Source organism: Leptospira andrefontaineae (genome assembly GCF_004770105.1).
Classification (GTDB): domain Bacteria; phylum Spirochaetota; class Leptospiria; order Leptospirales; family Leptospiraceae; genus Leptospira_B; species Leptospira_B andrefontaineae.
This window is the reverse complement of record NZ_RQEY01000018.1, coordinates 24,878-39,229: the sequence shown is the minus strand read 5'-3', so window position 1 is coordinate 39,229 and position 14,352 is coordinate 24,878. Positions and strand designations below refer to the sequence as shown.

Below are 14,352 nucleotides of genomic sequence, written 5' to 3'. Positions count from 1 at the left end.
AAAATAGTTACATAATTTATTAACAATAGTTAAGACGAAAACCTTTCCCCTCTCTGTCTTAAATAGCATGGAAGAGAAGGTTATGCAAAACTGCGATGAAATTCCTCCAAAAATAAACCAACCCTCCGGTTATTTAGAAAAGGACTTTTTACCTAAAGAAATGGGATGGGATGAATGGTACTGCCAGGCGGCACAATTTAAGAACATACTATATCATTCTCCAAATGGATTCGCGATTATTTCTTTGGAAGGAAGATTTATCAGTTCGAATCCTGCTCTTTCTCAAATTTTAGGTTATTCTGAAAATGAATTAGTTGGAATGGGTTTCGACCTTATAACTCATCCGGATGATCTGGAAGAAGATCTCAGATATAGAGATCAATTTTTAAAAGGGTTAATATCCATCTTCAAAAGGAAGAAAAGGTATATTCATAAGGACGGACATCATCTTTGGGTCCAAGTGGATGCAACTTTAATAAAAAATAGAAAAGGAGATCCGAATTATTTTGCGGTCCAATTCCAAGACATTACAAAACATCATGAATTAGAAAAACAACTTATACACTCCCAAAGAATGGAATCTATAGGTTCTCTTGCAGGAGGAGTTGCTCACGATTTTAATAATATTTTAACAGTAGTTTTAGGATACACTACCCTATTGGAAAAGAATTCGGAACATCCTGACAAAATTTTACAATATTCCGAAATTATTAAAAAAACGGCGGAAAGAGGCTCTTCTTTAATCAAACAACTTTTGACCTTGGCAAGAAAGGTAGAATCCGATCTTAAAACTTCTGCTTTGAATGATTTACTCTCTGAAGCGGTCCATATAGCTTCTTCTACTTTTCCAAAATCGATCAGAGTGGTTTCAGATATTGCTCAGGACCCAGTCTGGGTCCAGGCAGATCATGCTCAGATACATCAAGTTTTTCTGAACTTATTCTTAAATGCAAAAGACGCAATGCCAAATGGAGGATTACTTTCCATAAGGCTTAAGATGGAAGAAGGAGAATTTATTTCTCCTGAAAAAAACCAAAAGACAGCAGTGATAGAAATTTTGGACAGTGGAACCGGAATAGATAGAAAAACAATTCGTAAAATATTCGATCCATTTTTTACGACTAAAGAGCCTGGTAAAGGGACTGGCCTAGGACTTTCCATCGTTTATGGTATTTTAGAAAATCATAAAGGAAAGATCAAGGTAGAGAGTGAACTTGGGTCAGGCACAAAATTCTCCATTTACTTTCCGGTTCTGGAATAAAGGAAAATTCAGCTCCTTCTACCCTTTCGAGATTTTATTAGGAGGTTATTTCTGTTCCTTCCAGATCCTATTTCGGATCCTACTCAAGGAGACAGGAGTTATCCCTAAAAAGGACGCAATATAATGCTGAGGAATACGATTTACAATATCTTGCTGTTCTTTGATCAGATTCAAATATCTTTGTTCAGGACTATCCCTAATCCTAGATAGAAACAAATTCATATACGTATCAAATCTTTCTGCAACATATTCCAATAAAAAATCTCTAAGTCCTTCATTCTCTCTATAAATAATTTCTGCGTCTTCCCCGCTTAGAATGTATAATTCTGTGGGTTCTATACTTTCCACAGCAAGTTGGCTAGTCTTATAAGTTCCTCTGTAACTATGAATAGAAGTAATTGCCCTGTTCTCCGGAAAGAAAGCAATTGTGATATCACGACCTTTATCTTCGAATTTTAATCGTAGGCATCCTTTCTTAACGATGAATATGTTCTTAGTATATACTCCCCTTTTTATAAGTTCTGTTTTCGCCGGAACCTTCTTTTCTTTTAACATGGAAGTATAACGGTCCCAATTTTTTTCCAAACTTGGAACCTTCTTCCTTAAATTTTCCAGTAAAGGTATCGAATGCATCTTAGGCCTTGAATTCTCACGTATTCATTATTATGGGAATGAAAAGGCAAGATTTGTTTTGAGATCAAACCAGGAATTTAAAATTTTGGAACAAGTTCTCGAATTCTTTCTACAAAAAGTTTCGAATTGTATTGAATAGTTTCCTAAAAAGGGAAACCTTGCCCGCATCGAAGAGAATTTTTCAATATGTCATTTAGCAGATACAAAGGCAAAAAAGTATTTATAACAGGCGGTTCCGCGGGTATAGGCAAAGGAATTGCACTCGAATTAGCTAGAGCTGGAGCAAGTGTAATCGTTTCCGCCAGAGGAAAATCTAATTTAGAAAAGACAGTCCAGGAATTGAAGGCTGTAGGAGCTCCAACAGCAGTATTCGGATTCGCAGTTTTGGATGTTTCAGATAAAAAGGCCATCGAAAAAGAGGCCAAAAAGGCAATCCAGACATTAGGCGGATTAGACCTTTTAATCTGTAGTAGCGGTTTTGCAAAAGCAGGAGAAGCTTCCGAGTTAGACGACGAAGTTTACAGAAATTTAATGGATGTAAACTTTTTCGGCCATGTAAATAGTGCACTCGCATTTAGTGATCATTTTTCCAAACAAAAAAGCGGAGAGATTGTATTCTTAGCCTCTACTCTTGCTTTTTTTTCCATTTATGGTTACGGAGCTTATTCAGCTAGTAAGTTTGCGATTGTAGGTTTTGCTCAAGGTTTTCGCCAAGAGATGATGCTCCACGGAGTGAAGGTGAAATTATTTCTACCACCCACAACCGATACTCCTGGTTTGGAAAAGGAAAACACCGACAAGCCTGAATTGAGTAAGGAAATTGAAATGGGCTCCGCGTTAAATAGAATTCATGCAATTGATTCCGTAGCAAAGGCCATTCTAAAGTGGATCCCTAATAAAAAGTTCATCGGATACACCGGCTGGGATTCCTGGCTCCAATATTTTCTATTTAGACATTTTCCTGAATTCAGTATTAAACTTACGGATTCTGAATTAAAAGCAGCCCAGTCTAGGCTAGATAAGAAAAAACAAAAAGTATAACTTCGGTATAGAGAATTTTGCTCGATCGAAAATAAAATACTATACAAAATCACTCACTTAAATAGATCCTGAAATCTCAGTCTATTTTTGTAGGAACATAGATGGTCTCATCTATGGGAAGACGGTGCAATCCCGTCACGGTACCCGCCGCTGTAAGAGGGACAAAAGGCACATGATGTCACTGGGTGTAAAACCTGGGAAGACGTGCTGAGTAGGACGATCTCGAGTCAGAAAACGACCTTACAAAAATCCTGAAGCTACGTGATCCAGTCTCGGATGTAAGACAATCGCGTAACTAAACTCAAAACTTTTTGCTTATACGATGTTTTGGCCAATTCTTTTGTGCCCTAATATCGTTTATATCTTGTTAGGTGAAGATCTCTTAGGAGGGATTTTTATGCGCTCGATTTCCGTTTCGAAGGATTTTTCGGGAGCCAAATTATGGCTTAGAGGTTCTGTTCTGGTTTTAGCCGGGTTTCTTGCTTTTTCTACAATCTATGCAGTAGGTCTGGAACCCATGGTGTATTTGCACGATACTTTCCATGATATAAGACATGCTACAGGCTTTCCATGCCACTAAGATCAGAATTTGCTGATCTATTGCGAAGCGGAATATTTTCCGGTCTGGTGTCCGGTCTTGTTTTAGGAATCTTAGTTTGCGCTTGGAATCTTCCTCTCATCTTAGAAGCAGAGAAGTTTGAATCCAAATCTACTTCAGAGAATTCGAATACAGGCCACACTCATTCTCACTCGCATGGAGAAGCTCATTCTCATGCAAAAGTGGAATCTAGTTCTACCGAAGAAGCTGAGAGTGAAAACTTCTGGCAAAAAAGAAATTTAGGAACAGTAATCGGCTCTATTCTATTAGGAATTTCCTTTGGAGTTTTGGTTTCTATTTGGATCGCCCTCTTTCCTCCAAATGGATTTTTAGAATACCCTTCTCTATCCAAGGCAATCCTCTTAAGTATCTTTTTTGCTGTCAGCGGATTTCTGATATTCTTCGGGGTCCCATTTCTAGGACTTCCTCCAGAATTACCCGGCAGGGGATCCGGGGCTTATGATTATCCAGAAAGACAGGCCTGGTGGTATCTTAGCGTCGGATCCAGCTTAATTGGTGTTTTAGGATCTCGGATACTTCTATCTTATTTAAAGATTCATAATTTACTAAAATGGACTTTTGCTATAATAACGGTCTTACTCTTTGTCGGACTTCCATTCTATATCGGAGTGCCTAAAATTTCCGAAGACTTTGCCGCTCCTAAACAATTAAGAATACAATTCGAATATGTGAGCTTGCTCACGAATCTCATCTTCTGGTATTTATTATCCTCCCTATTTTTCCTATTCTGGAAGCCGAAGCAGGTATTAGGGTTCAAATGAAACCAAAAATTGCGGTTTTAGTGCTGGGTCATGGAAGTAGGGAAACAAATTCCAACCTTGAATTTGTTTCCTTAGTGGACGCATATTCGGATACCCGTCCGGATCTGAATATTTCCTACGCATATGTAGAACTCGCAAAACCGGATATAGAAACAGCTCTAAGAAACCTTAGTAAGGAATATTCTAATATCATAATATTTCCTTTGTTTTTATACACTTCAGGTCATATTAAAAATGATATTCCGATCGTTCTGGATAGGATTAAAACAGAGTTTCCGGATCATTCTTATAAAATAGCAAATAGTTTGGGCATCCATTCTAAAATGGTATCCTTACTTAGAAAGCGGGCAGAAGAATATTTACCTCTAAACAAAGAACAATCCTCTAAAACTGGAGTGATCATAGTAAACAGAGGTTCCTCCGATCCGGATGCAAACGGAGACTTTTACAAAACAGTTCGTTTATTCCAAGAAGGAAATCATTTCTCCTTTGTTCTTCCTTCCTTCATAGGGATCACCAACCCTCTTCTTCCTGATACTTTGGAGATGGCTTCCAAGTTAAGACCTGAAAAACTCCTGGTGGTCCCCTACTTTTTATTCGGAGGTTTATTGATCCAAAAAATTTCCTCTTTGGTCCAAAACTTTTCCGAAAAATTCCCATGGATCAAAACGGAACTTACTTCTTATCTAGGACCTGATCCTGAATTATTATCTGTCATAGATGAAAGGATCCAAGATTGTATCTCCGGAAAATTTTCTCTTCCATGTGATACCTGCGAATATAGGACACAACTTCCGGGTCTTTCTAAAAAAGTAGGAGGATTGAAGGCACTTCTTTGGAGTATCCGCCATCTTGAGACTCACAACCAAGCAGCTCCTCATCTATTCCCTCATCGTAATTTACAAAAACATATATTTGTTTGCGATAATATAGACTGCGCAAGCAAAGGAAGTTCCGCCTTAGTTGCTCGTATGAGATCCATTTTGAAACTACAAGGAAAACATTTAGATTTTAAAATTTCCCGTTCTTCTTGTATGGGAAGATGTGGAGAAGGTCCGGTAGTGGTAGTCTATCCAGACGGAGTATGGTACCAAAAAGTAAATGTAGAAGATGCGGAGGACCTTGTTTCGGAACATCTTCTTCAAGATAGACTCGTTTCACGTTTAGTTGATAATATTATGCAATAGGAATATAATATGGCATGTCATGAAATCGCAGCATTAAGATTAGGAATGATGAATGTTCTTGGGATCAAGGACGAATCCGTCATCCAACATGAAAAAAATGAGATAGGGACAGAAGCTCTTTCTTCTCCAGGACCGATCCAGTCTTTGACGACTGCAAATAACTTTGATGATCTGATCAGATTTTTCGAAGCAAGTTTAGTGGAATTAGAACAAACAATTTCGAAACTTCCTTCCGGAGATCCTAAATCCGGATATTATACTTCTCTTTTGATACTTACCAAAAAAGTAGAATTAGATCTCAAAAATTCCGCTAAGTCATTCCAAACACTGTATCTTGACTTAGAAGAAATGCATGATTTCGTGCATGAGATCTATCCTTCTTAGGAGGAACATTGAGCCAGAAATTTCTCAAACTAATCCGTAAGGAAAACGTAAGTCCTTCTTCAGATATCTACCATTTTGAAAGAGCAGATGGTTTGCCTTTCGAATTTGTAGGAGGACAATACGTTATCCTAAATACCGGAAATGATGGTGATGGAAAGGCGATTAAGAGGGCTTATTCCATTTTATCCTCAGATTCCAAAACGGATTCTTTTCAGATTTGTGTGAAACGTTTAGGAACTGGAAAAGCTTCCAGTATTCTACCCGAATTAAAATTAGGATCGGAATTGGAATATTCAGGTCCTTGGGGGAAATTTGTAGGAGATCCAACATGGCCTCCTCCTGGCTTTTCTCTCATTCTGGCAACGGATACCGGGATTACTTCTCTTGCCGGACTTCTTCTTTCCAAAAAATTCGCAAAAAGTTTGGACAGCACAATAACAGTTTGGCTCAAAACAAAAGAGGAAGATTTTCTTTCCGAGCAAGAATTAAGAAAAATTCTCTTAGGAGTTCCCAATTTTCCAAATATATTCCAAATCCCTCCAATTTCAGCCCCTGATCGGGTTCCAACTGTATTAGAAATTTTGAAATCGATCTTAGGAGATTGCACCGTTCCAGAGAACGCATTCTTAAGCGGGGACGGAAATATTTTAAGAGAAGTTAGATCCGAACTAGTTCGTTTAGGAACATTAGAATCCAGGATCGGAATGGAAGCATTCTTCAATACTCAAAGAAATCCTTCACCGGTTGTAACTCTCGGATAAGTTTAAATGGCGACCAAGGAACTAAGAGAAGGATTTACAACAGGAGCTTGTTCCGCGGCTGCAGCTAAAGCAGCAGTCAGAGTTCTGATCTTAGGCCAAACCATTAAAGAAATTGAAACTACCCTTCCGAATAAAAGAAAAGTCACTTTTGAACTGAAACGTTGTGAGATCTCCGATGATAGTGCGGTTTGCAGCATCATCAAAGACGCCGGTGATGATCCGGATTGCACCCACGGTGCAGAGTTAACCGCACTAGTAAAACTCAACCAAGAAAACAAGATCGTATTAAAAGGTGGCGAAGGAGTTGCAGTAGTTACAAAAGCAGGGCTCGGCTTAGAGATCGGAGAACCTGCTATCAATCCCGTTCCCAGGAAGAATATTACGGAAATGATATTAGAGGAATTGATCGGTTCCGCATTTTCAGGAGCAGAAGTTACGATCAGCGTTCCCGGCGGTCAAGAAATGGCCAAAAAAACGATGAATGAACGCCTGGGTTTGATCGGAGGGATCTCAATCTTAGGCACGACTGGGATAGTAAAACCATATTCCACAGCAGCATATAAGGCAAGTGTAATACAGGCAATACAGGTAGCGAGAGAATATGGAGAACAAAGTATCATTTTAACAACAGGCGGAAAGTCTGAAAAGTTCGCTATGGACCTTCTCCCGAGTATGAATGAGATCGCATTCATACAAGTTGGAGACTTTATAGGGACCGGGATCAAGACCTCTATTAAAGAAGACATTCACCATGTGATCATAGTCGGCATGATCGGAAAACTCTCCAAGATGGCGGATGGAGTCATGATGACCCATAGAGGAGGTTCCTCCGTAAACACGAAGATGCTTGCAAATATCGCAAGATCTCTGGAGATCCCGGAAACAGTTTGCACAAATATTGAAGCAGCAAATACAGCAAGGCATGTATTAGATATTTGTAAAGAATCCGGACATTTTTATATCACCACCAGGATCTGCGAGATCGTTTCCGAAAATTGTTCCAAACATGGATTAGGCCTAAGAGTCTCCACTTATATGGTGGATTTTGACGGTACTCTATTAGGAAAGTTTGAAGCTCCCGAAGGCTGGGGAATTAAAGGAGAAGCGGAATAAATGAACGATATGAGACAAATGACTTCCTTAGGAAGGGAGATCGAAAATAATTCTTTTGCGATCATAGACGAAGAAGCAGGAAATCATTCTCATCCCCCGGGCGATTGGGAAGTCGTCAGAAGGATCATTCATGCTACGGCTGATTTTGAATATAGGGATCTAACGAAGATCCATCAGAATGCAATACATGACGGGATCCAAGCGCTGAAGAATGGATGTCCTATTATTTGTGACGTGCAGATGATCATTGCCGGTCTGAATAGCGAACGTTTAAATGCATACGGCTGCAAAACTTATAGTTTTATCAGCGACCCGGAAGTTATCCAGAGAGCAAAAGAAAATAATTCTACAAGAGCGATAGAGTCCATGCGCAAGGCTGCGAGTTTAGGACTTTTGAATGGAAGTGTGATCGCAGTAGGAAATGCTCCTACTGCTCTTTTAGAGATAGTAAGACTTGTACAAGAAGAAGGAGTCCGTCCTTCCCTAGTGATCGGAGTTCCAGTCGGATTTGTTTCAGCTGCAGAATCTAAAGAAGCATTATTGGATCTCAAATTCCAATCAGAATATTCGATTCCTTATATTCTAACTCGAGGAAGAAAAGGAGGAAGCACGATTGCAGTTTCTATTATACATGCACTCTTACTTCTTTCAACGGAGAAAAAATTTTGAAAGCAGTCACTGTTATAGGTATAGGAGATGATGGTTGTGTCGGACTCTCCAGCAAAGCAATGGGGGCAGTTGCAAGAGCAAGAGTTCTCGCGGGTGGTGAAAGACACCTAGACTTCTTTCCTCAATTTGATGGAGAAAGGATCATTATTAAAAATGATATTGTTAGAACTGCAGAGAAAATTGCAGAACTTTCTGCGGAGCATACGATATGTGTTCTTGCTTCAGGGGATCCTTTGTTTTTCGGGATCGGAAATTTGATCTTAAAAAAAGTAGGAAGAGATCATGTTGAATTTATTCCTGCTCCAAGTTCCGTTCAAAATGCTTTTTCTAAAATTGGGGTTAAATGGGACGACGCTTCCTTTCTTTCCTTACACGGAAGACCGATAGAAGGGCTTATTACAAAATTACAAAGTATATCTAAGATTGCCTGCCTAACCGACGAAACAAATTCACCTCCCAAGATCGCTAAATATTTATTAAATTATTCTGAAACAGATTGGAAAGCATTCGTTTGTGAAAACTTAGGAGGAAAGGAAGAAAAGGTCCGTGAATTCGAACTAGAAACTTTGGCAGAGACTTCCGATATTTCAGATTTAAATGTTATTATCCTAATTAGAAAAGATCCGAATTGGAAACCTTCTCCTCTTCTTCCTTTTTTAGCGGAAGATGAATATGCAAAACGCCTGCCTAAAAAAGGACTAATCACTAAAAAGGAAGTTAGAATACTTTCACTCTCCGCGTTGGAAATCCGGCCAGACTCTTTGGTTTGGGATATTGGTGCAGGCTCTGGAGCGGTTTCCATAGAAGCAGCAAGAATCGCTAAAGAAGGAAAAGTATACGCAATCGAAGTTGATTCGGAAGGAATAGAGATCTGCCAGCAAAACATTCTCTCGCATAAAACAGATAACGTTCATTTAATACATGGAAAAGCTCCTCAGGTATTGGCCGACCTCCCTGCCCCAGATTGTGTATTTATAGGAGGATCGAAAGGGAATATGAAAGAGATCATAGAACTTTCTTTTCAAAGATTGAGCATGGGAGGCTGCTTAGTTGCAAATGCAATCACCTTAGACAATGTATCAGAAGCTTACAAAACTTTCAGAGACATGGATTTAATCCCGGAAGTGAGCCTAATCAATATTTCAAGAGGACAAAAACTCGCGGATTATCTCAGATATGAGGCGCTAAACCCAATCCATATATTTAAAATTAGGAAATCATAATACATTTTATGAATGTAAAAACAAAATACGGAAAATTATACGGAGTTGGAGTTGGTCCAGGTGCAACTGATCTCATTACTCTTAGAGCGGTAAACGTCCTGAATACTGTTCCGGTTCTTGCGATTCCGAAAAGTAGCGAATCACTTCCTTCTTTTTCCTGGAGAGTATGTTCCCCTGTAGTTCAAGAAAATGAAACACAAGAAAAATTATTCTTACATTTTCCAATGACTAAAGATCCGAATATACTTATTCCGGCCTGGGATAAGGCATTCAAAGAAATAGGCCTTAGATTAGAAAAAGGTTTGGATGTTGCATTCATCACACAAGGAGACCCTTCCGTATATAGCTCCTGGAGCTATCTATTAGATGAAGCTCCAGAAAGATGGCCAGGTATCGAGATAGAAATTGTTCCGGCAGTTTCTTCCATTACAGCTATCCCGGCAAGTTTACTTACACCTCTTGCTGACGGAAGAGAAAGATTTTGTGTTCTTCCAGCAACCTACGGTCTGGAAGATCTGGAAAAACTTATCCAAGATTTTGATACGATTGTTCTGACCAAGGTAGGACAGGTAGTCCCGGAATTAATAAGAATATTAAAAGAACAGAATATTCTAGAAAATGCAACCTACGTTTCTTACGGAACTACGGATCGCCAAAGGATCGTAAAAGATATCGAATCTATTAAGAATGAAACCTGTGATTATTTTTCCATGGTTGTCATTTCCATTCGAAAACGAAAAGGCGTGCTAAGAGGGATTTCAGATGATTCAGAATAGAAAACCTTACGCGATATACGTAATAACTAAACACGGCCTAAAGACAGGGACGGAATTATTCCATTCTTTAAAGGAAGCAGATCTATTCGTTTCTCCTAAATTCATCTCAGAAGCTCCAAAAGAATCTAAACTTTTAAGTCTTCCGATGGAGCCTACATTAAGAGAGACTTTCATGGAATACGATTGTCATATTTTCGTGATCAGCGTGGGTGCCGTAGTTCGAATGATCTCCCCTCTTCTGGTAAGTAAGAAAACGGATCCCGCTGTTCTTTGTATAGATGATCAGGCAAAGTTTACCATCTGTGTTTTGTCTGGCCATGTAGGAAGAGGCAATTTTTTTACCCAGAAAATTTCAAATCTCCTTGAGAATATTCCGGTAATCACAACTGCATCCGATGTTTCAGGGACTTTGACTGTAGACATTCTAGGAAGGGACCTGGGTTGGAGTTTAGAAGACCAAGATAGAAATGTAACCAGAGCTTGCGCTGCAGTAGTAAATGAAACAAAGGTCCTATTCGTTCAGGAAACTGGCGAACCTCATTTTTGGTCTTTAGAAAAAGGTCTTCCTAAGGGAGTAGAGTATTCTAATAATTTAGAAAATGTAAATCCTAAAGATTATGAAATCTTATTAATTGCGAGCGATCGAACAGATATCAAGACTAAAACTCCTGATATATATTCCAATTCAGTAATTTATCGACCTAAATCTTTGATTTTAGGATTAGGATGTGATAAAGGGATCCAAACCGAAGTCGTTGAAAATGGGATCCAAAAAGTATTAAAAGAATATAACCTCTCTTTTGAAAGTATAAAGGCAATCGCAAGTGTAGATGCCAAAAAAGAAGAACCTGCATTTTTAGAAATTTCAAAAAAATACGGATGGGAATTTACAACCTTCCCTTCGGAAAAATTAGATCAAGTAGAAGGAATTTCAGAAATTTCTAAAGCCGCTTCGGAATATGTAGGAACGCGGTCCGTAAGTGAAGCATCTGCACTTCTTCTTTCCGGTTCTGATAAATTACTCGTAACAAAGCAAAAGTATAAAGAAACAGAAGGTGGAAAAAATTTAACGGTAGCGATTGCGAGAATACCTTTTGCTACAAGATTAGAAATTCACTCGCCAAGTTTGGAAAAAGTATGAACGAAACTCCAAAAGGAAAATTGAATATTGTTGGGATAGGCCCAGGGAACGATTCGCATATTACCCCTGCTGCATTAGCGGCCATCAAAGAAGCAGATTCAATAATCGGATACACTACTTATATCAATCTTGTAAAACATCATCTGAGCGGAAAACAAGTCACTCGCACAGGAATGACAGAAGAGATCACTCGCGCTCAAACCGCAGTGGAATCTGCAAAGTCAGGACAAACTGTAACGTTGATATCTTCAGGAGACGCAGGCGTTTATGGGATGGCAGGTCTTGTATTTGAAGTTTTACGAAAGACTGGTTGGAAAAAAGGAGATTCACCTGAGATCAAAATGATCCCAGGGATAAGTGCCGATAGTTCTTGCGGTTCCCTTGTAGGAGCTCCAATGGTCCATGATTCTGCAAGAATTTCTCTCTCCGATCTTTTGACTCCTTGGACTGTGATCGAAAATCGTATAGAATCAGCAGCCAAAGGAGACTTTGTAATTAATTTATATAATCCAGCTTCCGGCAGAAGACAAAGACAGATTGTGGAAGCTGCTCGTATCATCAAAAAATATAGGCCGGGGACAACACCCGTCGCTCTTGTAAAGAGTGCATATCGCAGACAAGAGAATATTCAGTTTTCTGATCTAGATCATTTTTTGGAATTCGAGATCGGGATGAATACTACAGTAATCATAGGATCTTCACAATCTTTTGTGTATGAAGGATTTTTTGTAACTCCCAGAGGATACGGAAACAAATACTCTCTTGATGACGGTTCATTAAAACCCGGACAAAACAGAGCAGTATCCCTGAGAACGGAAAATGATCTGGCAAGTAGGATCCCGAAAGAATCACCTTCTCCTAATTTAAATATTACTAAAATACAAGGTGCATTCGTCAAAACAAGCACCACTGTTTTTGAACATGAGAAAGAAGAAATTGTCGAAGCCCACGATTCTTCCGTGGCAACTGCGCTAAGAGCATTAAATTTTTTAGAAAATTCTCCTAAAAAGAAGGATGCTCAGATCTTAGAATTAAGATCCGAAGAAAAAATCCAATATTTAGGCAGAATTGGTGGGGCAATTCTTTATCGAAATGAAGAGGATTACTATTTAATCGGAAAACTAAAACGTCCTACTGACTTAGAAACATTTGGTTTTTATAATTCAGCGGAACAAGATCAAAAGTGGACAAAACTGAATATTAAAGACGATTCTATCGTTTCTCAAAATCAATTCGATATTCTGATCTCTTTTTCTTCGGAAGATTCTCCGGAAGAAGTTTATGATCTATTTTCCATATATAGGAATTCGTCCATCAGCGAAAGACTTTGGAATTATGTTTTAGATAATAGCAAAAAGATTCTCTGGGAGAGTAATCAATATACGGATGCAAGATGGTTGGGACATTCCCCAAAACAAGTCTGGTCCTCTTTCAGAGATAATATTTTAAAATGCGACTGAGAGAAATATTATGAAAGTATATATTATTGGCGCCGGTCCGGGAGATCCGGATCTGATCACAATCAAAGGAGCGAGACTCGTAGAAACCTGCCCTATCGTTCTTTATACAGGATCTCTTGTACCTCAAAGAGTAATAGAAAGAGCGGCTCCAACCGCTACAGTATTAGATTCTTCTAAAATGACTTTGGAAGAGATCATTTCCATCTTGGAAGAAGCCAAGAAGAAGGACCAGGACGTTGCAAGAGTTCATACGGGAGATCCTTCGATTTTCGGATCCACAGCTGAACAAATGAGAAAAATGGATGAGTTGGAGATCCCTTACGAGATCATCCCCGGAGTTTCCTCTTTTACTGCGGCTGCTGCGATGCTTGGAAAGGAACTTACTCTTCCCGAAGTTTCTCAATCAGTAGTGATCACTAGGGCAGAAGGAAGAACTCCTATGCCGGAAAAAGAAAAGTTAGAAACTTTCGCCTCCACTGGAGCAACTCTAGTATTCTTTCTAAGTGTTTTACATATTCGTAAAATTGTAGAGGAACTCATTCCCCATTATGGCAAAGACTGTCCCGTATCCGTTGTACAGAAGGCGACTTGGCCGGAACAAAAGATTGTAACCGGAACCCTGGAAACTATAGTATCTAAGGTAAAAGAAGAAAAAATCACTGCAACGGCGATCATCTTCGTAGGCAAAGTACTGGACTGTCATGATTTTGCAGATTCAAGGCTTTATGCTTCTGACTTTTCTCATAAATTCAGAAAAGCTAATAAAAAAGAAACCATTTCGGAAACCACATGAGTTCTTCTCCCGATAAAAAAGGACTTATATTAGTATTCACCGGTCCTGGAAAAGGTAAAACTACTGCAGCCCTTGGAATTCTATTTAGAGCATTAGGAAGAGGAATGAAATGTGGAGTTGTCCAGTTTCTAAAGGGAAAATGGGAAACGGGAGAGAGAAAATTTGCGAAAACAATTGCAGATCTGGACTTCCATGTAATGGGACTCGGCTTCACTTGGGAAAGTGATGATCTGGACAGTGACAAGAAGGCCGCAAGGTCAGCTTGGGAAAAATCATGTGATATGATATTTTCTGAAAATTATAAAATACTAATATTAGATGAGATCACCTACGCATTCCATTACGGATGGCTTACTCCGGAGGAAGTTTCGGATGTTCTATTCAGAAAACCTACAGATCTACATATTATAATTACAGGAAGAAACTGTCCCACCCTTTTGACGGATATGGCCGACCTAGTTACTCTTATAGAATCTCCCAAACATCCTTATAAAAATGGGATCCCAGCTCAACTTGGGATCGATTATTAA

The 14,352-nt window shown here is 39.1% G+C and carries 16 protein-coding genes and 1 riboswitch; of the genes, 15 read left to right on the top strand and 1 reads right to left on the bottom strand.

Translation table 11 applies throughout. The annotated features are described in order from the left end of the window. The first annotated feature begins 82 nt into the window (after nt 1-82). Nucleotides 83-1,261: a two-component system sensor histidine kinase NtrB gene (locus EHO65_RS11890; RefSeq protein ID WP_167482030.1), complete on the top strand. Its 1,179-nt coding sequence runs from the start codon at nt 83-85 to the stop codon at nt 1,259-1,261. A gap of 45 nt (nt 1,262-1,306) precedes the next feature. Here the strand turns inward: EHO65_RS11890 and EHO65_RS11885 are convergent, their stop codons facing one another. Continuing rightward, nucleotides 1,307-1,846: a Crp/Fnr family transcriptional regulator gene (locus EHO65_RS11885; RefSeq protein WP_244243521.1), complete on the bottom strand. Its 540-nt coding sequence runs from the start codon at nt 1,844-1,846 to the stop codon at nt 1,307-1,309. A gap of 234 nt (nt 1,847-2,080) precedes the next feature. On the opposite strand from EHO65_RS11885, the gene EHO65_RS11880 reads away from it, so the two are divergent. The 14 genes from EHO65_RS11880 to cobO all read left to right on the top strand — a co-directional run bounded on the left by EHO65_RS11880 (nt 2,081) and on the right by cobO (nt 14,352). After that, nucleotides 2,081-2,935 carry an SDR family NAD(P)-dependent oxidoreductase gene (locus tag EHO65_RS11880; protein WP_135774573.1) on the top strand — a complete coding sequence of 285 codons (855 nt, stop codon included), beginning with the start codon at nt 2,081-2,083 and terminating at the stop codon, nt 2,933-2,935. A 74-nt stretch (nt 2,936-3,009) separates the two neighbouring features. Further along, a riboswitch (cobalamin riboswitch) is annotated at nt 3,010-3,193 on the top strand. 139 nt (nt 3,194-3,332) lie between these two features. Further along, entirely contained in the window at nt 3,333-3,515 is a 183-nt protein-coding gene (locus EHO65_RS11875; protein ID WP_135774572.1) for a CbtB domain-containing protein, read from the top strand. Beyond that, nucleotides 3,506-4,315, top strand: a complete 810-nt coding sequence (locus tag EHO65_RS11870) for a CbtA family protein (RefSeq protein WP_135774571.1) — start codon at nt 3,506-3,508, stop codon at nt 4,313-4,315. Before EHO65_RS11875 ends, EHO65_RS11870 begins: the two co-directional genes overlap by 10 nt. Then, nucleotides 4,312-5,502, top strand: a complete 1,191-nt coding sequence (locus EHO65_RS11865) for a CbiX/SirB N-terminal domain-containing protein (protein WP_135774570.1) — start codon at nt 4,312-4,314, stop codon at nt 5,500-5,502. Before EHO65_RS11870 ends, EHO65_RS11865 begins: the two co-directional genes overlap by 4 nt. Nucleotides 5,503-5,511: 9 nt before the next feature. After that, nucleotides 5,512-5,886, top strand: a complete 375-nt coding sequence (locus EHO65_RS11860; protein WP_135774568.1) for a DUF3209 family protein — start codon at nt 5,512-5,514, stop codon at nt 5,884-5,886. Nucleotides 5,887-5,894: 8 nt separating this feature from the next. Further along, nucleotides 5,895-6,647 carry an FAD-dependent oxidoreductase gene (locus EHO65_RS11855; protein ID WP_135774567.1) on the top strand — a complete coding sequence of 251 codons (753 nt, stop codon included), beginning with the start codon at nt 5,895-5,897 and terminating at the stop codon, nt 6,645-6,647. A 6-nt stretch (nt 6,648-6,653) separates the two neighbouring features. After that, nucleotides 6,654-7,760: a cobalt-precorrin-5B (C(1))-methyltransferase gene (locus tag EHO65_RS11850; protein ID WP_135774565.1), complete on the top strand. Its 1,107-nt coding sequence runs from the start codon at nt 6,654-6,656 to the stop codon at nt 7,758-7,760. After that, on the top strand, nt 7,761-8,429 hold the full coding sequence (locus EHO65_RS11845; RefSeq protein ID WP_135774563.1) for a precorrin-8X methylmutase: 669 nt from the start codon (nt 7,761-7,763) through the stop codon (nt 8,427-8,429). Further along, nucleotides 8,426-9,652: a precorrin-6y C5,15-methyltransferase (decarboxylating) subunit CbiE gene (gene cbiE / locus EHO65_RS11840; protein ID WP_135774561.1), complete on the top strand. Its 1,227-nt coding sequence runs from the start codon at nt 8,426-8,428 to the stop codon at nt 9,650-9,652. Before EHO65_RS11845 ends, cbiE begins: the two co-directional genes overlap by 4 nt. 8 nt (nt 9,653-9,660) lie before the next feature. Beyond that, nucleotides 9,661-10,428, top strand: coding sequence for a precorrin-2 C(20)-methyltransferase (gene cobI, locus EHO65_RS11835; RefSeq protein ID WP_135774559.1), 768 nt, complete (start codon nt 9,661-9,663; stop codon nt 10,426-10,428). After that, nucleotides 10,415-11,569 carry a cobalt-precorrin 5A hydrolase gene (locus tag EHO65_RS11830; RefSeq protein WP_135774557.1) on the top strand — a complete coding sequence of 385 codons (1,155 nt, stop codon included), beginning with the start codon at nt 10,415-10,417 and terminating at the stop codon, nt 11,567-11,569. The genes cobI and EHO65_RS11830 overlap by 14 nt, the downstream gene beginning before the upstream one ends. Next, nucleotides 11,566-13,029 carry a precorrin-3B C(17)-methyltransferase gene (gene cobJ, locus EHO65_RS11825; protein ID WP_135774555.1) on the top strand — a complete coding sequence of 488 codons (1,464 nt, stop codon included), beginning with the start codon at nt 11,566-11,568 and terminating at the stop codon, nt 13,027-13,029. Before EHO65_RS11830 ends, cobJ begins: the two co-directional genes overlap by 4 nt. A gap of 10 nt (nt 13,030-13,039) precedes the next feature. Further along, nucleotides 13,040-13,822, top strand: a complete 783-nt coding sequence (gene cobM / locus EHO65_RS11820) for a precorrin-4 C(11)-methyltransferase (protein WP_135774553.1) — start codon at nt 13,040-13,042, stop codon at nt 13,820-13,822. Then, nucleotides 13,819-14,352, top strand: coding sequence for a cob(I)yrinic acid a,c-diamide adenosyltransferase (cobO, locus tag EHO65_RS11815; protein ID WP_135774551.1), 534 nt, complete (start codon nt 13,819-13,821; stop codon nt 14,350-14,352). The genes cobM and cobO overlap by 4 nt, the downstream gene beginning before the upstream one ends.

Excerpts from the sequence above, each read along its gene's own strand:
- EHO65_RS11865 (WP_135774570.1), top strand. The coding sequence starts at position 4,312 with ATGAAACCAAAAATTGCGGTTTTAGTGCTGGGTCATGGAAGTAGGGAA.
- cobM (WP_135774553.1), top strand. The coding sequence starts at position 13,040 with ATGAAAGTATATATTATTGGCGCCGGTCCGGGAGATCCGGATCTGATC.
- cobO (WP_135774551.1), top strand. The coding sequence starts at position 13,819 with ATGAGTTCTTCTCCCGATAAAAAAGGACTTATATTAGTATTCACCGGT.
- EHO65_RS11850 (WP_135774565.1), top strand. The coding sequence starts at position 6,654 with ATGGCGACCAAGGAACTAAGAGAAGGATTTACAACAGGAGCTTGTTCC.
- EHO65_RS11890 (WP_167482030.1), top strand. The coding sequence starts at position 83 with ATGCAAAACTGCGATGAAATTCCTCCAAAAATAAACCAACCCTCCGGT.
- EHO65_RS11875 (WP_135774572.1), top strand. The coding sequence starts at position 3,333 with ATGCGCTCGATTTCCGTTTCGAAGGATTTTTCGGGAGCCAAATTATGG.
- cobI (WP_135774559.1), top strand. The coding sequence starts at position 9,661 with ATGAATGTAAAAACAAAATACGGAAAATTATACGGAGTTGGAGTTGGT.
- EHO65_RS11860 (WP_135774568.1), top strand. The coding sequence starts at position 5,512 with ATGGCATGTCATGAAATCGCAGCATTAAGATTAGGAATGATGAATGTT.
- EHO65_RS11870 (WP_135774571.1), top strand. The coding sequence starts at position 3,506 with ATGCCACTAAGATCAGAATTTGCTGATCTATTGCGAAGCGGAATATTT.
- EHO65_RS11830 (WP_135774557.1), top strand. The coding sequence starts at position 10,415 with ATGATTCAGAATAGAAAACCTTACGCGATATACGTAATAACTAAACAC.
- EHO65_RS11845 (WP_135774563.1), top strand. The coding sequence starts at position 7,761 with ATGAACGATATGAGACAAATGACTTCCTTAGGAAGGGAGATCGAAAAT.
- cobJ (WP_135774555.1), top strand. The coding sequence starts at position 11,566 with ATGAACGAAACTCCAAAAGGAAAATTGAATATTGTTGGGATAGGCCCA.
- EHO65_RS11880 (WP_135774573.1), top strand. The coding sequence starts at position 2,081 with ATGTCATTTAGCAGATACAAAGGCAAAAAAGTATTTATAACAGGCGGT.